The 18,512-nt window shown below is 60.2% G+C and carries 13 protein-coding genes; 3 read left to right on the top strand and 10 right to left on the bottom strand.

Annotation, left to right across the window (positions count from 1 at the left end; genetic code table 11):
* Positions 1-911 precede the first annotated feature (911 nt).
* Positions 912-1,922, top strand: a complete 1,011-nt coding sequence (locus AB8B33_RS29705; RefSeq protein ID WP_439018114.1) for a ketopantoate reductase family protein — start codon at positions 912-914, stop codon at positions 1,920-1,922.
* Positions 1,923-2,044: 122 nt separating this feature from the next.
* Positions 2,045-2,386 (top strand): hypothetical protein, encoded by a 342-nt coding sequence (locus AB8B33_RS29700; RefSeq protein ID WP_439018113.1) that lies wholly within the window; start codon positions 2,045-2,047, stop codon positions 2,384-2,386.
* 219 nt (positions 2,387-2,605) lie between these two features.
* Here AB8B33_RS29700 and cysG read toward each other — a convergent pair whose 3' ends face one another.
* From cysG to AB8B33_RS29655, 9 genes are all read right to left on the bottom strand, one after another.
* Positions 2,606-4,081, bottom strand: coding sequence for a siroheme synthase CysG (cysG, locus tag AB8B33_RS29695; RefSeq protein ID WP_439018112.1), 1,476 nt, complete (start codon positions 4,079-4,081; stop codon positions 2,606-2,608).
* On the bottom strand, positions 4,053-6,707 hold the full coding sequence (locus tag AB8B33_RS29690) for a nitrate reductase (protein ID WP_439018887.1): 2,655 nt from the start codon (positions 6,705-6,707) through the stop codon (positions 4,053-4,055). The genes cysG and AB8B33_RS29690 overlap by 29 nt, the downstream gene beginning before the upstream one ends.
* Positions 6,707-7,036, bottom strand: a complete 330-nt coding sequence (gene nirD, locus AB8B33_RS29685) for a nitrite reductase small subunit NirD (RefSeq protein WP_007816845.1) — start codon at positions 7,034-7,036, stop codon at positions 6,707-6,709. The genes AB8B33_RS29690 and nirD overlap by 1 nt, the downstream gene beginning before the upstream one ends.
* Positions 7,037-7,047: 11 nt before the next feature.
* Positions 7,048-9,498 carry a nitrite reductase large subunit NirB gene (gene nirB / locus AB8B33_RS29680; protein WP_439018111.1) on the bottom strand — a complete coding sequence of 817 codons (2,451 nt, stop codon included), beginning with the start codon at positions 9,496-9,498 and terminating at the stop codon, positions 7,048-7,050.
* A 3-nt stretch (positions 9,499-9,501) separates the two neighbouring features.
* A complete protein-coding gene (locus AB8B33_RS29675; protein WP_439018110.1) occupies positions 9,502-10,299 on the bottom strand; it encodes an ABC transporter ATP-binding protein in 798 nt (265 codons plus the stop codon).
* 20 nt (positions 10,300-10,319) lie between these two features.
* The gene (gene ntrB / locus AB8B33_RS29670) at positions 10,320-11,201 is read right to left on the bottom strand and encodes a nitrate ABC transporter permease (RefSeq protein WP_439018109.1); all 882 of its coding nucleotides are present in this window, start codon (positions 11,199-11,201) and stop codon (positions 10,320-10,322) included.
* Positions 11,202-11,260: 59 nt separating this feature from the next.
* A complete protein-coding gene (locus AB8B33_RS29665; protein WP_439018108.1) occupies positions 11,261-12,559 on the bottom strand; it encodes a CmpA/NrtA family ABC transporter substrate-binding protein in 1,299 nt (432 codons plus the stop codon).
* A 360-nt stretch (positions 12,560-12,919) separates the two neighbouring features.
* Positions 12,920-14,197, bottom strand: a complete 1,278-nt coding sequence (locus tag AB8B33_RS29660; protein ID WP_439018107.1) for a CmpA/NrtA family ABC transporter substrate-binding protein — start codon at positions 14,195-14,197, stop codon at positions 12,920-12,922.
* A 43-nt stretch (positions 14,198-14,240) separates the two neighbouring features.
* Positions 14,241-14,828, bottom strand: coding sequence for an ANTAR domain-containing response regulator (locus AB8B33_RS29655; RefSeq protein WP_007816832.1), 588 nt, complete (start codon positions 14,826-14,828; stop codon positions 14,241-14,243).
* A gap of 250 nt (positions 14,829-15,078) precedes the next feature.
* On the opposite strand from AB8B33_RS29655, the gene AB8B33_RS29650 reads away from it, so the two are divergent.
* On the top strand, positions 15,079-17,382 hold the full coding sequence (locus AB8B33_RS29650) for an FdhF/YdeP family oxidoreductase (RefSeq protein WP_439018106.1): 2,304 nt from the start codon (positions 15,079-15,081) through the stop codon (positions 17,380-17,382).
* On the opposite strand, the gene AB8B33_RS29645 is transcribed toward AB8B33_RS29650, so the two are convergent.
* Positions 17,345-18,388 (bottom strand): LacI family DNA-binding transcriptional regulator, encoded by a 1,044-nt coding sequence (locus AB8B33_RS29645; RefSeq protein WP_113320396.1) that lies wholly within the window; start codon positions 18,386-18,388, stop codon positions 17,345-17,347. The genes AB8B33_RS29650 and AB8B33_RS29645 overlap by 38 nt on opposite strands.
* Positions 18,389-18,512 lie beyond the last annotated feature (124 nt).

Below are 18,512 nucleotides of genomic sequence, written 5' to 3'. Positions count from 1 at the left end.
CCGGGTCTTGGGGCATGATTGGTGAAGTTCCATTGAATTGCGGTAACGATTTGGTCGTCAGCATCCGGACAGCGGCGAGGTCGGCCGCTTTTCTAAGAAGCCCTGCGGAATTTCCACGGTTTCCGCCTCCAAGGCCGACGCGGGCGAAAGAGCCGGGTCTTGACTGGTTGCGTATGAGGCAAACCAATCGCATTGCTGCTTCTGACGGAGGCATTTCCTTAGGCCGTTACGCAGTTGTTAGAATACCCCTGATCAATGACCGCATGCATCTATACCGAGGTGTAGCGATGCCGGGACAAAGAGGTAGGTCGACCGGCGCTGTGTTCAAAAACGCGCTGGAGCTGTCCTCGCACTATCCGGTGCAGATGTGTGTCGATGGGCAGGCGCCAAAGTCGAAAGCTGGTAACCTGCTGGTTGCCAATTTTCCGCTCGGTTTGGCAGATGGGCAGCCGAATGAGTGGACGAAACGACCCGTTATCTCCTCGTTGGGAGGATCCGAAGGAGCTGATAGGGCTAGCTCGCGGTTTTGGCTATACACCAATTGTAGGCGCTGGCTAGACCTCCGTATAGATGCGTAGACGACAGCGAAGTCATAACTTCTTCGTATCGGAATTGATCGGAACAAAGCATCTGGATCGAGGCCGACATGCAACGTTGTCGGAACCGTTGTCACCTCTCCCGACTGCTACTAACGCGGATCAGATAGCTGTCCAATCCGTCGGTAGGAGTCTGCATGTTCAACTCTTAGCCACGGAGCCGGCAGTAACATCCATTCGGCACTGTTCGCGGCCTAACATCTCACCATCAGCGTCCAGGAAGTCGCCAAATTCCGGCTAACCCGCGGAAAACCATGCCTAAAGGTTGACGCTGTCATTCTCGCGGCGTCACCGAAGTTCAGCAGGAGACACTATATGTCGCAACTTCTCGAAGAGAACGATCAGGTTCCATCGATTTGTGTAGCAGGCGCGGGCGCTATCGGCATCACGATTGCCGCAAGATTTTCGATCGTCGGTTTCCGCGTAAGGTTGATCGCTCGAGGCGGAAGCCTGGCCTCGATAAGGGAGAACGGGATACGGCTGCTGGACAAGGAAGGGGATCACCGCTCACAAGTGGAGGTTGGCCGGGCGGCAGACTTTGGCCCGCAACATATCTTATTCCTGTGCGCAAAATCTTACGACCTGCCGGAATTGGCCGCGTCCTTGCAGCCGCTCATTACCAGTGAAACGACGATCATCCCGGTCGTCAATGGTATCCCGTGGTGGTACTTCGACGGCGAAGGTGGGCTGTGGGACGGTCCAGTTGTTCGGTCTGTCGACCCAAAGGGCGACCTGAAGAAATTGATGCCATCGCGGCAAATCATAGGCACGACCACTGTCATAACGGCCGAGCGTTTGGGTTGGGGGACCGCGCAAACCTTCAATCCGTTGCAGATGACGATCGGGGAGCTTGATGACCGACTGTCTGCACGTGTCGGCGAACTGGCAGCGATTCTAAATACCGCAGGAATCGACGTCCGTGTCGCCACGCGCATTCGCGATGCCGTTTGGACGAAGGTCGTACGCAACCTTATCTCCAATCCGGTGACCGCAATAACGGGTGCGACGCTTCGTGAGAATTTCGGCAATCACTATCTCTCTGACGTCAGCCGACAGATGCTTCGGGAGGTCATTCCTGTCATCGAGGCCTATGGTGGCAAACTTGAGGTCGATCCCGATGCGATCATTGAATCCGGTCGAATGCTCGGAGATGTAAAGACTTCGATGCTCCAGGATTTCGAGAAAGGAAATCGGCTTGAGCTTGCCTCGATTTGCGATGCCGTCATCGAAATGGCGGAGCGGCAAGGAATAACAATGCCGGTTACGGAAGCCGTTACAGGTATCGCTCATTTCAGAAGCCAGGGCGAGCCGGCTAATGCAGCCTAGGGGACATTGCACGTAGTCCGCACATAGCTCCCGAATGTTCCGAGCTACCAACAGTGTTGCACAGCGACGCTGCTGCGGTGGCGCTACGGAACCCGCCGCGAGAGTTCACTGGAGACGTTAAGATGCAAAGCGAACAACCCCCGAGCATCACTATGCTCCTCATAATACCCTTAGGCCTTTCGGCTGTCTTCTTACTGGACATCTTGGGACCGTACGACCCGGTCGTGGGCGTACTGTATCTTCCGTTGATATTGTTCTCGACCAGGGTGTTGTCCGGATTTGCGGTGGCCTATGTCGGGCTTGCTGCTGGCGTATTGACCTGCGCCAGTTTCGTGCTTGCGAACAACGAGGGCTTTGACAAAATAACCCACGACCAATGGGGAGCGATTTTGGCGGCAATCGCGGTAACGACTACATTTGCGGTTGTCTTATCCCGCCGCCGACAGGGATCACAAGCACGGTGATATGACGTGTTTGGGGTTTTCGGCGTGACCCGGTCACCCTTCATCGCCATTTTCTGTCGCAGCCCTTGTGGCAAAGCTTTGGGCTCCCGTCTCGACCCCTGGAGTCGGGGAGAGTGTGGTCCGCGTGGAAGTTGAAGCCGCAGCAAGCCGAGCTCCAGTTACGTGTATACATCCGACTTGAGACCCGATTTGCAGCGAGTTCTCCGACCCGGCCGGTCGTCAAGCCTGGGCCGCAACGGGGAGACCGGTTTCGGCCATCAGACCGCAGGCGGCAAAAACCTCCCCGACGCCGATGAGTACGGGCCGGTCGAGGCTGATTCCGGCCATGGCCGAAGAAAGATGATCGAGCCTGCCGGTCCAGCGCCGCTCGTCGGCATTGGCAACCGAACTGACGATCGCGACGGGTGTTTTTGCATCGAGGCCAGCCTTGATCAACCTGTTCTGGATCGCTCCGGCGGTGCGTCCGCCCATGTAGAAGATCGTCGTTTTTCTTGAGTCTGCGATCGCCTGCCAGTCGATCGTGTCAGGCAGGATGCCATGGCGCGAATGTCCGGTGACGAATTGAACGCTCTGCGCATGATCACGATGCGTCAGGGACACGCCGAGCCGCGAGGCCATGGCGCTGGCCGCCGTGATGCCGGGGATGACCTCGACCGGAATATTGTTCTCCCTCAGATAGGCAATCTCCTCTCCGGCGCGGCCGAAGATCATCGGGTCGCCGGATTTCAGCCGGGCAACGTTTTTGCCGGCCTTGGCGAAAGTCAGCATCATCTCGTTGATATCTTCCTGGCGGCAGCTCGTGCGCCCGCCGCGTTTGCCGACGAGCAGGCGTTTTGCCTCGCGCCGCGCCAGTTCCAGAACCTCGTCCGACACCAGATCATCGAACAGGATGACATCGGCGGCCTGCAATGCCCGCACGGCCTTTAGCGTCAGATATTCCGCATCGCCCGGACCGGCGCCGACAAGCGTCACCCGCCCGACGGGGCGTGTCTGAGCGGGCCTTTCCATATCAGCAAGCATGTCGCGGGCGCTTGCTTCCGTCGGTTCGGCTCCGAAAGCGCGATCGACAAAACGCTCCCAGAAGGCGCGGCGCTCTGCGCCGTGTTTAAGACGAAGAGCAATCTCCTCGCGCAGTGACTGGGCAAGGACCGCCCAGGATTTCAGGGATGTCGGCAACAGCGTTTCGATGCGGCGGCGAATGGCCTGGGCGAGGATCGGTGCCGCTCCATCCGTCGAGATCGACACCACGACAGGCGAGCGGTTGACGATGGAGCCGAACTGGAACTGGCAGAAAGCCGGCTTGTCGATGATGTTGACGGGAACGCCGGCTCGCCGCGCCGCTTCGAAAAACGTTCGAGCCTCGGCCTCATCCTCGCAATCCGCTATGGCAAGGGCCGCACCTGCAAAAATATCTTCGCGCCACGCCATTGGACGGTGGATGAGCGCGCCTTCAGGATGTGGCGCGCCGCGCTCGATGAGAGTGGCGCAGGCTTCGCCGAGGTGCTCCGCATGGATCTCGACCTTCGCACCGCAGGCAGCCAGCAGTTCCGCCTTCCAGGCACAGGCATCCGAGCCGCCAGCGATGATCACCCGTTGTCCGGCAAGCGACCAGAAGACCGGCAGCTTGGCGAGCGGCGCCATGCGAGCGGGCGCCCGGTCGGCAATATCATTCAGCAGCGTCTGCAACACAGGCATTGATGATCCCCCTGATTTCGGCGCGGCAAGAACCGCAATTGGTGCCGGCCTTGAGTTCGTTGCCGATCGCCTCGACGCTGCGGCAGCCGGAGCGGACGGCGGCGGCGATCTGGTTGACGCCGATGCTGAAGCAGGAACAGACCGTCGCACCCGGATCCGGTCTGTCGGCGCCCGGTCGGCCGGCGATGACGGCAAAGCGGCGACGCAGATTGCTGTGATCGGCAGTCAGCTGCGACACCGCCCAGTTGCGCGCGACGGCAACCGGCTCTCTTGCAAGGAAGAGCGCGGCAAGCAGCCTCTCTCCGTCGAAGAAGGCGATCCGCCGGTCGCCGGATTGCTGGTCGGCATAACCCAAGGGCTCGATATGGTCGGCAATGCCGAAGCTTTTTCGACACCGGGCCATCCAGTCTTCGATGCCGTTATGGAACGCAAGCTCCAGCCGCCATCCGCCATCGGCTTTGGCGAGTGCCCAATAGTCCGCGTCCGCCACATCAGGCTTTGCCACGCTGACAGCGAAGCCATAGATGGCAGCGCGATAGCGGCTGACGGCAACCGCGACATTCTTCGAGGCGGGCTGACCCGAAACAGGGTCCGTTGCGGGTTTGACGACGGCGCCGATCCGCGCCTCAGCCGAATTCTGGTCGCTCCAGTGCATCGGCACGAAGACGCTGCCGCGTGCCTGCCGGTCGGTTACCAGCGCGCGGATGATGGCCTTGCCATAGCTGCTTTCGATCTGCACGAGGGCGGCATCGGCCACGCCAAGTTCCATCGCGTCGCGCGGATGGATTTCCGCGAAAGGCTCGGCGATATGGGATGACAGCCGCGCGCTCTTTCCCGTCCGTGTCATGGTGTGCCACTGGTCGCGAATGCGGCCCGTATTCAGAGTGAACGGATAGGCTGAATCTGTTCTTTCGGTTGCCGGCGCTTCGACGGCAATGAAGCGCGCCTTGCGATCGGTGTGGAAGAAACCACCCTGGGCAAAAAACCGCGTTTCCCTTTCCTCTGCTCCGAAAGGCTGCGGCCACTGAAACGGTTTCAGCACATCATAGGCTGGCGCCTCCGTCTCGGCATAGGCGCCGATGTCGAAGTCGCGGCTGCCATCATTCTCGAAGGCGGAGAGTGCCGCGTGTTCGGCGAAGATGTCGGCCGGAGACGTGTAGTTGAAGGCGTTAAAGCCCATCCGGCGGCCGACTTCTGCCATCTGCCACCAGTCGGCGCGCGCCTCTCCCGGCAGAGCGAGAAAGGGGCGCTGCCTCGATATGCGGCGTTCCGAATTGGTGACCGTTCCGTTCTTCTCACCCCAGCCGAGCGATGGCAGCAGCACATGCGCGTACCGTGTCGTATCGGTCTCGCGCAACATGTCGGACACCACCACGAAGGGGCAGGCAGCAATCGCAGCCTCGACACGACGTGCATCCGGCAGGGAAACGACGGGATTGGTCGCCATGATCCACAATGCCTTGATGCGGCCTTCTTCGACGGCGCGGAACAGATCGACTGCCTTCAGGCCGGGCTTGGCGGCAACCTCAGGCGCATTCCAGAAGCGCTGCACCCGGTCGCGATCGTCAGCGCTTTCGATCGCCATATGGGCTGCCAGCATATTCGCGAGTCCGCCGACCTCGCGCCCGCCCATGGCATTCGGCTGTCCCGTCAGCGAAAACGGCCCCACGCCGGGGCGGCCGATGCGGCCGGTTGCCAGGTGGCAATTGATGATCGCGTTGACCTTGTCAGTGCCCGACGTGGACTGGTTGACGCCCTGGCTGTAGCAGGTGACGACCTTCTCGGTCGTCTCGAACAGGCGAAAGAATTCCCTCACCTGCATGGCCGGCAGGCCGGTGCGCTCAAGCAGGTCGTCTACCGATAGCGCAGCGGCAGCTGCGAAAGTCGCACCAAAACCTTCCGTATGGGCGCCGATATAGTTCTGGTCGATAGCAGGGCTTGCCGCGAGGTGGGCCAGAAGCCCCATGAAGAGCGCCACGTCGCCGTCGGGACGGATGGCAAGATGCAGATCGGCAATATCGCAGGTCATCGTCCGGCGCGGATCGATGACGACGATCTTCAGGCCCGGCCGGGCCGCTTTGGCGGCAGCCAGCCGCTGGTAGATGACAGGATGGCACCAGGCGAGGTTGGACCCGGTCAGTATGACGAGATCGGCAAGTTCCAGATCCTCGTAGAGACCGGGAACCGTATCCGAGCCGAAAGCGCGGCGATGGCCGGCGACCGAGGAAGACATGCAGAGGCGGGAATTGGTGTCGATATTGGCGGAGCCGATGAAGCCCTTCATCAGCTTGTTGGCGACATAGTAATCCTCGGTCAGAAGCTGCCCCGAGACATAAAAGGCGACGGCATCAGGGCCATGTTGGGCGATGGTCTCGGAAAATCTGTTGGCGACGAGAGCGAGAGCTTCATCCCAGCCTGCCTGTCTGCCATCGATTTCGGGATGGAGCAGCCGACCGTCGAGATCGGTGGTTTCGGCAAGCGCCGAACCTTTGGAACAGAGCCGCCCGAAATTGGCCGGGTGCTCTGGGTCGCCCTTCACGGTCACGGTGCCGGCCTCGTCCACCCGGGCGATCACGCCGCAGCCGACACCGCAATAGGGGCAGGTGGTCCTGACCTCCGCTCCCATCATTCGGCCGCCATAACGAGGCTTTCGAGCGCGATATAGAGCCTGCCGCCCTCGTTCCTGAGCGGGATGGTACGCACCGCGCCGTCATCGGCGCCGAGTGCCTTGCCAGTCTCCAGCGAAATCACCCAGTTGTGTAGTGGGCAGGTGACGGCATTTCCATGCACGATGCCCTCGGAAAGCGGCCCGCCCTTGTGCGGGCAGCGGTTTTCGATCGCATAGACCTCGTCCTCGCCCGTGCGGAAGACGGCGATATTCATATGCGGGGTCTTCACGCAGCGGGAGCCACGCAAAGGAATATCGGAGATCTCGCCGATCGGGTGCCAGTTCATGGTTGATCTCCTCACTCTGCCGCCTGATTGAAGCCGATGGTCGCCATCGGCCGGAATTCGTGCTTGTCCTTGCCGGAGACGCGCTCCGACCAGGGGTCGACCTGGGCGAACTTCTGGGAAAAGACGAAGCGCTCATAATAAGCCTTGCGCTTGTCGTGATCCTCCATGATCTGCCGGCGGATCTCATCGAGGCCGATGCGCTTGGCCCATTTGTAGATGCGCTCGAGATAGCGGCCCTGTTCGCGATACATCTGGGTCAGCGCCACGATATGTTCGAGCGCTTCGTCCTCGGTCTTCACCAGGCCGAGCACTTCCGTGCCCTTGATGTCGAGACCTGCAGCCCCGGCGAAATGGATCTCGAAGCCGGAATCCACGCAGATCACGCCGATATCCTTGCAGGTAGCCTCGGCGCAGTTTCGCGGACATCCGGACACTGCCATCTTCAATTTGGCCGGTGTCCAGGAGCCCCACATGAATTTCTCGATGCGGATGCCGAGGCCGGTGGAATCCTGCGTGCCGAAGCGGCACCAGTCGGAACCGACGCAGGTCTTCACCGTGCGCAGGCCCTTGGCATAGGCCTGGCCGGAAATGAAGCCGGCCTTGCCGAGATCGGCCCAGACGGCCGGCAGGTCTTCTTTTTCGACGCCGAGCAGGTCTATGCGCTGGCCGCCGGTCACTTTGACCATCGGGATCGCGAACTTGTCGACCACATCGGCGATGGCACGCAGCTCGCCGGAATTGGTCACTCCGCCCCACATACGTGGCACGACGGAATAGGTGCCGTCCTTCTGGATATTGGCATGGACGCGTTCGTTGATGAAGCGCGACTGATAGTCGTCGGCATATTCGTCCGGCCAGTCACAGACGAGATAGTAGTTGAGTGCCGGGCGACATTTGGCGCAGCCGCCGGATGTCTTCCATTCCAGCTCCTGCATGATGGCGGGTATGGTCTTCAGCTTTTTCGCCTTGATCAGGCGGCGCACATCATCATGGCCGAGTTCCGTACAAGTGCACATAGGCTGCACGGCTTTCGGATTATAGGCATCACCCAGCGTCAAGGACATGAGCTGCTCGACAAGGCCGGTGCAGGAGCCACAGGAGGCCGAAGCCTTGGTGTGGGCGCGCACATCATCGAGCGATGTCAGCCCCTTGGCCGTGATCGTTGAAGTGATTTTGCCCTTGCAGACGCCGTTGCAGCCGCAGATTTCCGCATCATCCGGCAAGGCTGCAACGGCCGCCATAGGGTCCAGCGGGGACCCTCCCTGATAGGCCTGGCCGAAGATCAGAGTGTCGCGCATCTCGGAGATGTCGACCGCCTTTTTCTTGAGATCGTTGAACCATGCGCCGTCGGAGGTTTCGCCATAAAGCACCGTGCCGATAATGCGGTTGTCCTTCAGCACCAAGCGCTTGTAGACGCCCGCGGTTGCATCGCGCAGCACGATTTCCTGCCGGTCATCACCGTCGGTGAAATCACCCAGAGAATAGAGCTCGATGCCGGTAACCTTGAGCTTGGTCGGCGTATCGGAATGCACGAAGCCCGGCTTGGTATCGCCCGCAAGATGGGAGGCTGCCACACGGGCCATCTCGTAGAGCGGTGCGACAAGGCCATAGACCATGCCGCCGACTTCGGCGCATTCGCCGAGCGAGTAGATGTCGCCATCGGAGGTCTGCATGCCGGCATCGACGACGATGCCACGATTGACGGCAAGCCCGGCTTCCTTGGCAAGATTGACGTTCGGGCGAATGCCCACCGCCATGACGACGAGCGTAGCCGGAATGATTGTGCCGTTGTCGAGCTCGACGCCTTCCACTTTGCCGTTGCCGATGATCTGCTTGGTATTGGCCTTGCAGATGACTTTGATGCCGCGTTCCTCAACGGCCTTCTGCAAGAGGTAGCCGGCGGCGGGATCAAGCTGGCGCTCCATCAGCGTCGGCATGACGTGCAATACGGTGACATCCATGCCCCGCTGAGCAAGCCCGGCGGCCGCTTCGAGCCCGAGCAAGCCGCCGCCGATGACGATCGCCTTTTGCCGCGACTGGGCGGCGAGCAGCATGGCCTGCACGTCATCGAGGTCGCGGTAGGTGATGACGCCGGGCAGATCCTTTCCGGGAACGGGAATGATGAAGGGCACAGAGCCCGTGGCGATGACGAGCTTGTCATAGCTCTCGGTCACACCATGATCCGACGTGACTGTCTTCCTGTCGCGGTCGATCGAGACGATCTTGTGGCCCTTGTAAAGGGTGATGCCGTGGTCGATGTACCAGCCATCGCCATGGATGACGATCTGCTCGTAGGTCTTTTCGCCCGAGAGGACCGGCGAGAGCATGATGCGATCGTAATTGACGCGCGGCTCGGCGTTGAAGATCGTAACCTGATAACGGCCCGGCGCCTGTTCGAAGAGGTGTTCCAGCATGCGCCCAGGCGCCATGCCGTTACCGATGATGACGAGTTTTTCGGTCATGGTTTACTCCGCGGCTTCGACGAAGCGGTGACGTTCGTAGAGGAACTTCAGCACGGCTTCGCGGCATTTGAGGTAGGTTCGGTCGGAGGCGAGTTCGATACGGTTGCGCGGTCGGGCCATCGACACGTCGAGCACTTCGCCGATGCGGGCGGCGGGGCCGTTGGTCATCATCACGATGCGGTCGGAAAGCAGTACGGCCTCGTCGACATCATGGGTGATCATGACCATCGTATTGCCGAGGCGGGCGTGGATTTCCATCACGGCGTCCTGCAGATGCGCACGGGTCAATGCGTCGAGAGCGCCGAAGGGCTCGTCGAGCAGAAGGATCTTCGGCTCCATCGAGAGTGCCCGGGCAATGCCGACGCGCTGCTTCATGCCGCCCGATATTTCGGAGGGGCGTCTGTCTTTCGCATGAGCCATCTGCACGAGATCGAGATTGGCCATGACCCAGTCGTGGCGCTCGGCCTTGCTCTTCTTATTGCTGAAGACCTTCGAGACGGCGAGATTGACGTTTTCATAGACAGTCAGCCAGGGCAGCAGCGAATGGTTCTGGAAGACGACGGCGCGTTCGGGGCCGGGTTCATTGACCTCGCGGTTTTCGAGCAGCACGGCTCCGTTTGACACAGGCGTCAGGCCGGCGATCAGGTTGAGCAGCGTGGACTTGCCGCAGCCGGAATGGCCGATGATCGAGACGAATTCGCCCTTGTCGATGACGAGGTTGATGTCCTTCAGCACCTCGGTGCGGGCGCCCGCGCGGTCGAAATGCTTGTCGATGTGGTCGAGTTTCAGATAGGCACTCATGGTCGATCCCCTCAATTGGCCTAGGCGCCGCGCGTGACGAGTTTGCCGATGGCGGACACGAGCTTGTCGAGGGCGAAGCCGACGACGCCGATATAGGCAAGCGCCACGATGATGTCGGGCAGGCGGGACGAGTTCCACGCATCCCAGATGAAAAAGCCGATGCCGACGCCGCCGGTCAGCATTTCGGCTGCGACGATCGCCAGCCATGACAGGCCGATGCCGATGCGCAGACCGGTGAAGATGTAGGGGGCTGCCGAGGGCAGCATGATCTTGAAGAAGAACTCGAACTGGTTGAGCCGCAGCACTTCGGCGACATTGCGGTAATCCTGCGGAATGTTGCGCACGCCGACGGCGGTATTGATGATGACCGGCCAGATCGAGGTGATGAAGATCACGAAGATCGCCGAAGGATTGCTGTCCTGGAAGGCCGCGAGCGACAGCGGCAGCCAGGCAAGCGGCGGCACGGTGCGCAGCACCTGGAAGATCGGATCGAGGCCGCGCATCGCCCAGATCGACTGGCCGATAACCGCACCGATGACGATGCCGGCTACGGCTGCAAGGCCGAAACCATAAGCAACCCGCTGCAGCGAAACCAGTACGCGCCAGCCGAGACCGATATCCTGAGATCCGTAGTTGAAGAAAGGATAGGCGATCAGATCATAGCTTTCCTGCCAGACCTGATGCGGCGATGGCAGCGAGGCGTTCGGCGAGGAACAGAGGATCTGCCAGAGGCCGAGAATGATCGCGAGAACGATCAGCGGCGGCACGATATTGCGGGCGGCAGCGACCGAAAGGAGCTGCAAATCGATCTTGCGCGCCGGCTTCTTTGCGAGATGGACGACATTGGCCGTCTTCGGCGCAACAGCCGCCTTGATGGGTTCATTCTTTGCAAGCGCTGACATGCGTTCGCTCCTTCATGGAATAAAAGGCCGGCGCGCGCCTCACGCGCCGGAGGCGGGGATTACGAAGCGGCCTTGATGGAGAGGCTGTCGAGATAGGCAGAGGGGTTCTCCGGATCGAAGACCTTGCCGTCGAAGAAGGTTTCCTTGCCGCGCGACGTCGTGGCCGGAATGTCGGCCACCGCAACGCCGAGGTCCTTTGCGGCCTCGCGCCAGATGTCCTCGCGGTTCACCTTGTCGACCAGCGCCTTGATATCCGTATTCGCCGCGAGTTTGCCCCAGCGGATATTCTCCGCCATGAACCAGGTATCGTGGCTCTTGAAGGGGTAGGAGACGCCGCCGGCCCAGAACTTCATGTAGAGATCGGTCCCATGGGCGACGCGGCCATTGCCGTAGTTGATGTCGCCTTTCAGGCGGCCGAGCACATCCTTCGGCGGCACATTGAACCATTGCCGCTTGCCGAGGATGGTCGCCATCTCCTCCTTGTTGTCCATGCTGTCGCACCATTGCTGGGCTTCCATGATGGCCATCAGCAGGGCCTTGGCGGCATTCGGGTTCTTTTCCACCCAGTCGGCGCGCATGGCGAGGGCCTTTTCCGGATGGCCTTTCCAGAGCTCGCCGGTCGTTGCCGCGGTGAAGCCGATGCCCTGGTTGACGAGCTGTTCGTTCCAAGGCTCGCCGACACAGAAGACATCCATGTTGCCGACCTTCATGTTCGCCACCATCTGCGGCGGCGGCACCACGATGGTGGAGACGTCCTTGTCCGGATCGATGCCGCCGGCGGCGAGCCAGTAGCGGATCCACAGGTCATGCGTACCGCCGGGGAAGGTCATGGCGGCTTTCACCTCCTTCCCCTCGGCCTTCTTCTTCTCGAAAGCGGCTTTCAGCTTGGAGGAGTCGAGTTCGACACCGGTATCGGCATATTCCTTGGCGACCGAGATGCCCTGGCTGTCGTAGTTCAGACGTGCCAGCAGTGCCATCGGCACCGGCTGGTTGTTCTGGGTCACCTTGCCGGTGTGCATGAGATAGGGCAGCGGCGAGAGGATATGCGCGCCATCGATGCCATTGGCCGCACCGCCGAGAACCAAATTGTCACGCGTTGCCCCCCAGGAGGCCTGCTTCGCCACATCGACTTCAGGAAGGCCGTGCTTTTCGAACAGACCCTTTTCCTTGGCGACGATGAGAGGCGCCGCATCCGTCAGGGCGATGAAGCCAAGCTTGACGCCGGTCACCTCAGGTGTGGCCGCAGCAGCGAAAGCGCCTGAAGGAAATGCCGTCCGAACGGCGCTCACGAGGGCGGCGGCGGCGGTGGTCTTCAGCATGCTGCGACGGCTGATCGCGGTCGTGAAAATCTTGGTCATGCGCGGGCTCCTCTGGGTGGCTGCCGGATTTTTCGGAATAAAAAAACGCCGCTCGGAGATTGCGTCCTCGGGAAGGGAGAAGTCCCGGACAGCAAAAACCTTGCGACGTCGATGTCTGTTGTAAGCGCTTATTCCGCGCTCATCCTGCACCTGGTCGCCGTTGACCGGTGCGGTTTTAGCCTTGCAAGCGGCGTGCCAATTTGTTTTGGTTGTTGCAAAACATTGAAATAAAAGGAAATTTCTTCTGTTTGCGCCAGTTGCTGTTTTTCGAAGCACGAAATCGCTCTGCAAAACTTTTGTGCGATTGCTCAGTCGCGGGTCGAAAATGCTGCAAGTGATTTATGCAATGCAGCAACCTTTTCAGGTTTCATCAGGATGCGGAATGAAGGGCAGGGCGCTCTTCACCGCAAAACCCGCAATATAGTCAGGCAGCTTCGATGGATCGAAAACATGGCCGTCCATAAAGCGGTCGGTTTCGTCGGCGCCTTCGATGCGCACGTCAGCATCGATAGGTGCGCTGCCCTCGCCTAGGGCCGTGCGATAAAGGTCCGGGCGATAGGCGGAAGCGGCTGCGCGTGCGGGGTTGAGTCCGAGTTCGGTCTGGCCCCAGCGGATCATCTGGCTGTAGATCCAGAGCGCCTGGCTCGTGCGCGGATAATTGGCAAAGCCCGAATGGAACATGAAGTAATTGTCGATGATGCGCCGGTTCCCCTTTGCATCGAGGCTGAACTCGCCGGCCAGCACATGGCGGATGATGTGGACAGGTGCTGCGATGTAGCGGGCATCCGCCAGGGCCTCGGCAAGCGCATCGTGGTTTTCCGGCCGGTCGCACCAGCGTGCCGCTGCGTCGAGAGCGACAATCAGCCGGGAGACCGTTTCCGGATGGCTGTCCGCCCATTCCGGGCGCATGCCGACCACCTTTTCCGGTGCGGATGGCCAGATATCCTGTTTGGTAGCGACGATACGCCCGACACCGCGCTCGGACGCCACCATGTTCCAGGGCGCGCCGACGCAAAAGCCGTCGATCGCGCCGGCGGCCAATGCATCCGAGGTCAGCGGCGGCGGCACGACGACGAGTTTGACGTCCTTGTCCGGATCGATGCCGCCGGCGGCGAGCCAGTAGCGGAATTCGTAATTATGCGAGGAAAAAGGATAGGTGACGCCGAAGGTTGGCAGCGACTCGCCATTTGCCTTCATTTCCGCCAGGACCGTTGAGAGCGCCTTGGCGTTTTCGAGTGCGCTGGCAGTTTCGGAAAGCCCAGTCGCATTCCGCATCCTATCGAACAGGCGGATCGAGAGCGTGATCGCATTGCCGCCGCGCCCGAGAGAGAAGGGCGTAATCGTCGGCGACGGATTGGAGCCGAGGCCGAGCATGGAGGCAACGGGCATCGGCGAGAGCATGTGGGCGATATCGAATTGCCGGAAAGCGAGGCGGTCGCGAACGTTCGCCCAGGAGACGTCCTTGACGAGATCGAGCGTCAGGCCCTCCCGCTCAGCAAAGCCGAATTCCGCTGCGGCGATGAGCACGGAAGCATCGACGAGCGGAATGAAGCCGGCCCTCAGCGTTCTGGAGCCTTCGCCGTTGGCGCGGGCGGGCGCGGGCAGGCCGGCATCGGGATCGAGGCTTTTCGTCATCATGTTCACTCCGGCTTCCTCCGGACAGTCGCAACCAGACCGGCCATCACATTAAAAGTCCTGCCGCGGTCACGACGCTCTGGGCGATGTCGGACATTTTCTTCTTCTCGTTCATTGCCGTCTGACGAAGCAATGCAAACGCTTCCTCCTCCGACAGGCCGCGCATCTTCATCAATATGCCCTTGGCGCGTTCGACGACCTTGCGCTCCTCCAGGGCTGACTTGGCATCGGCAAGTTCGCGCTGCAACCGGCTAAAGGCATTGAAACGGCTGACCGCCATGTCAAGAATGGGTTTGACGCGCTCCTTCTTCAACCCGTCGACAATGTAAGCTGATACGCCGGCATCCACCGCGGCCTCGATGGAGGCCGTGTCGGAGCGGTCGACGAACATGGCAATCGGCCTGCCGACTGTACGGGTCAACTGGAACAGATGCTCCATCATGTCGCGATTGGGGTTCTCGATATCGATGATGATGACGTCTGGCCGCAGCGTATCGATGATGCGCGCCACGCCTTGGACCTCATGGATGACCGTCACACGCGCATGCCCCGCCTCTCGCAGCCCCTCTTCGATGATGGAGGCGCGAATGGTGTTTTCATCGATCACAAGGATGGTCAGATCGAGCCGGCTCATGCATCATTTATGACGCAATGCAGCAAAGCGGACAAGCTAAAAAGGCAATTTATTAGGCATTTGCTAAAAATGATGAAATAATGAGCCATTTGCTTGGTATATGTGCAGTGCCTCTTCTGCGTTGGGAGTTTCGAAAAAAGATTGCGACATCCATGCCGTTGTCGGCGGCTGCGCTACCTATGCCTCAGTATAATGCACCGCCCGGACACTCGCTGTTATCGTCGGGCCATCTTGAAGACGGAGAGCGAAGATGAGCGACAAGCGTCCGGAAGGCGTTGAGACATACAGTCACCCCGCAGGCGGATGGGATGCGCTGAAGGCGGTGGCGAAAACGCTTAAGCATCAGCAGATCGTTGCGCAGGGAAGTACGACCCTGCTCAAGGCAAACCAGCCCGAAGGCTTCGACTGTCCCGGCTGTGCCTGGCCCGATCCCAAACACACGTCTTCCTTCGAGTTCTGCGAAAACGGCGCAAAGGCAATCACCTGGGAATCGACCGCCCGCCGTGTCGCGCCGGAATTCTTTGCCGAACACACGGTCTCTGAGCTTTGGGGATGGATCGATCACAAGCTCGAAGACCAGGGCCGGCTGACGCATCCGCTGAAATACAATAGCGCCACGGATAAATATGAAGCGATCGATTGGGATGATGCCTTCAGCCTGATCGGTGCGGAACTCAACAAACTCGCAAGTCCTGACGAAGCCGAGTTCTACACGTCCGGGCGCGCGTCCAACGAGGCGGCTTTCCTTTATCAGCTTTTCGTGCGGGCCTATGGCACGAACAATTTTCCCGATTGTTCGAACATGTGCCATGAGGCGACGAGTGTCGGCCTGCCGCTGTCGCTCGGTGTCGGCAAGGGTACAGTGACGCTCGAGGATTTCGATCATGCCGATGCAATTTTCAGCTTCGGCCACAATCCCGGAACCAATCATCCCCGCATGATGACGACCTTGCATGAGGCGTCCCGTCGCGGTGTTCCCATCATCGTCTTCAACCCGCTGAAGGAGCGGGCGCTAGAGCGTTTCGCCGCGCCGCAAAACCCGGTGGAAATGGTGACCCTATCCTCGACACGCATTGCATCGGCCTACCATCAGCTTCGCACAGGCGGCGACCTCGCTGCCCTCAAAGGGCTGATGAAGCTGATCTTCGAGCGCGACGAGGCCGATCTCGCAGCCGGCGGCGAAGGCGTTCTCGATCGGGCCTTCATTACCGAACACACTGTCGGCATCGATGCCCTGAAGGAGGATCTCGCCAATGCCGGCTGGGCCGATATCCTCAGCGTGTCCGGCCTTACCATGGAGGCGCTGAACAGCGCTGTCGATGTCTATCTCAATGCCCGCAATGTTATTCTCTGCTACGGCATGGGGATCACGCAACATGCCAATGGAACGGCGAATGTCCAGCAGCTTGCCAATTTCCTGATGCTGCGCGGTAATATCGGCCGCCAGGGCGCGGGGCTCTGCCCGCTGCGTGGCCACTCCAACGTGCAGGGGGACAGGACTGTCGGCATTACCGAAATCCCGAACAAGGCGCTGCTCGACGGTATGGAACGCGCCTTCGGTTTTCGGCCTTCTGCAGAGAAGGGCCATGATGCGGTCGAGTCCATTGAGGCAATTGCGGCCGGCAAGTCCAAGGCGCTGATCTGCCTCGGCGGCAATCTGGCTGTCGCCATGTCCGATCCTGACGTCACCTTCGAAGCGATGCGCAAGCTCGATCTTGCCGTCCATATCGCCACTAAGCTCAACCGCTCGCATCTCCTGACGGCAAAGACCTCGATCATCCTTCCCTGCCTCGGGCGGACCGACCTCGACACGCAGGCATCAGGCCCGCAGTCGGTGACGGTGGAAGATTCCATGTCGATGGTGCATGCCTCGCGCGGCTTCCTCAAGCCGCCGAGCGAGTTTCTGAAATCCGAACCCGCCATAATCGCCGGCATTGCGATGGCCACACTCGGTACAAAATACGGCATCGACTGGAACGGGCTGATCGCCAATTACGATCGAATCCGCGAAAAGATCGAAGTGGTCTTTCCGGATTTTCACGAGTTCAACAGTCGCGTCCGGGTCCGCGGCGGCTTCCGGCTCGATGTTCCGGCTTCCTATCGCGTCTGGAAGACGGCGAGCGGAAAGGCGAATTTCCTTATTGCCCCCGGTCTCGACGAAGATCCCCGCCTGAAGGACCCGACGACACTGGTGCTGACGACGCTGCGCAGCCACGACCAATACAACACGACCGTCTATGGCCTCGACGATCGCTATCGCGGTATCTTCGGCCGTCGTGACGTCATCTTCATGAGCAGTCAGGATCTTGCCGAACGAGGCCTGCGTGACGGAGACCGGATCGATATCCGTTCAACCACCGGAGACGGCGGCGGGAAAACCGTCATCGGTTTCACGGCTGTCGAGTATAATATCCCCGTCGGTTCGGTGGCCGGCTATTATCCGGAAATGAATGCGGTGATTGCCCTTGATCACTATGACCGCAAGTCGGGCACGCCGAGCTACAAGGGTGTTCCGGTCACGATCGCCAAGAGCGAGGCCCAGGCTGCTGCCTGATGGTCACGCCCGTGCTTTCGCGGGCGATGACCTCGAAGCCAAGGTCGATCTGGCTCGGCGGCTGGCGGCTCGTCGAATTGAGGGCCGCCAGTACCTTTTCGGCGGCAAGCTTGCCCGTCTCGAAACGCCTCGTCACGATCGATGAGAGGGATGGTGACGCACAGGCAGAAAATTCCAGATCATGAAAACCGATGATGGCGATATCGTCAGGCACGCGGATGCCGCGCTTGCGGCACTCCTGCATGGCGCCGAGCGCCACGTTGTCGTCGGTGCAGAAGATCGCTTCCGGGCGGTCGCCACGTTCATGCATGAGGGCCAGGAGATCGGAGCCGAGCGCAACCGAGCTGTGCCGCGGCCGCTGGGTGACGATCTCAAGGTTCTCCAAGCCCGCTTCCTGCATTGCCAGGCGATAGCCGTCGAAGCGGGACTGGGAACGATGGTCGAGATTGCCTGCCAGAAAGGCAATACGCTTGAAGCCACGGTCGATGAGATGCTGCGTTGCTGCCTGCCCGGCGCGATCTTGCAGCATGCCAATATTGAGGTCGATCGGATCGGGCGATAACTCGAATGTCTCGACAACGGGCAAATGCGCCCGCATCAGAAGCTGATGGGCAAGCGGCGTATGATGAATGCCGGCGATGATGATCGCTTCGACCCGTTGGCCGAGCAGTACCTTGATGGCATTTTCCTCTTCCTGTTCGGAATACCGGCTATTGACGACGATGACCTGAAAGCCCGCCCCGACTAGCACGTCGTGCAGAGCGAAGAGATATTCGGCAAAGATGACGTTATAGAGGGTCGGCACGATGACGCCGATTGCATGAGTGCGCGACGAGGCAAGCCGGCTGGCCGCAATATTCGGCACATAGCCGAGTTCCTGGACGGCGGCATTGACACGCAGCCGCAGCGCCTCCGAGACCGCATCGGGTTTGCGAAGTACGCGTGAAACTGTGATCGGGCTGACGCCGGCCAGAGTTGCCACGTCATCCAAAGTTATTCTTCGCATTGTCATCTCGCTTTATACAGAAAACTCATGCCGATCTGTAATGTATCTCGCAACTGCGAAATATTTCCTATCGATGATTACAGTTGACAGCGCTAGCAAATCCGATTTGACAGCGCTGTCAACT

Origin of the sequence: Rhizobium sp. 768_B6_N1_8 (assembly GCF_051811225.1) — a bacterium.
In the GTDB taxonomy this organism is placed as follows: domain Bacteria; phylum Pseudomonadota; class Alphaproteobacteria; order Rhizobiales; family Rhizobiaceae; genus Rhizobium.
The sequence above is the reverse complement of the archived record's forward strand: the minus strand, read 5'-3'. Positions and strand labels throughout refer to the sequence as shown.

What these genes read in the sequence shown, in the direction of transcription:
- AB8B33_RS29705 (WP_439018114.1), top strand. Translation starts at nt 912, where the DNA reads ATGTCGCAACTTCTCGAAGAGAACGATCAGGTTCCATCGATTTGTGTA.
- AB8B33_RS29700 (WP_439018113.1), top strand. Translation starts at nt 2,045, where the DNA reads ATGCAAAGCGAACAACCCCCGAGCATCACTATGCTCCTCATAATACCC.
- cysG (WP_439018112.1), bottom strand. Translation starts at nt 4,081, where the DNA reads ATGCCTGTGTTGCAGACGCTGCTGAATGATATTGCCGACCGGGCGCCC.
- AB8B33_RS29690 (WP_439018887.1), bottom strand. Translation starts at nt 6,707, where the DNA reads ATGGGAGCGGAGGTCAGGACCACCTGCCCCTATTGCGGTGTCGGCTGC.
- nirD (WP_007816845.1), bottom strand. Translation starts at nt 7,036, where the DNA reads ATGAACTGGCACCCGATCGGCGAGATCTCCGATATTCCTTTGCGTGGC.
- nirB (WP_439018111.1), bottom strand. Translation starts at nt 9,498, where the DNA reads ATGACCGAAAAACTCGTCATCATCGGTAACGGCATGGCGCCTGGGCGC.
- AB8B33_RS29675 (WP_439018110.1), bottom strand. Translation starts at nt 10,299, where the DNA reads ATGAGTGCCTATCTGAAACTCGACCACATCGACAAGCATTTCGACCGC.
- ntrB (WP_439018109.1), bottom strand. Translation starts at nt 11,201, where the DNA reads ATGTCAGCGCTTGCAAAGAATGAACCCATCAAGGCGGCTGTTGCGCCG.
- AB8B33_RS29665 (WP_439018108.1), bottom strand. Translation starts at nt 12,559, where the DNA reads ATGACCAAGATTTTCACGACCGCGATCAGCCGTCGCAGCATGCTGAAG.
- AB8B33_RS29660 (WP_439018107.1), bottom strand. Translation starts at nt 14,197, where the DNA reads ATGATGACGAAAAGCCTCGATCCCGATGCCGGCCTGCCCGCGCCCGCC.
- AB8B33_RS29655 (WP_007816832.1), bottom strand. Translation starts at nt 14,828, where the DNA reads ATGAGCCGGCTCGATCTGACCATCCTTGTGATCGATGAAAACACCATT.
- AB8B33_RS29650 (WP_439018106.1), top strand. Translation starts at nt 15,079, where the DNA reads ATGAGCGACAAGCGTCCGGAAGGCGTTGAGACATACAGTCACCCCGCA.
- AB8B33_RS29645 (WP_113320396.1), bottom strand. Translation starts at nt 18,388, where the DNA reads ATGCGAAGAATAACTTTGGATGACGTGGCAACTCTGGCCGGCGTCAGC.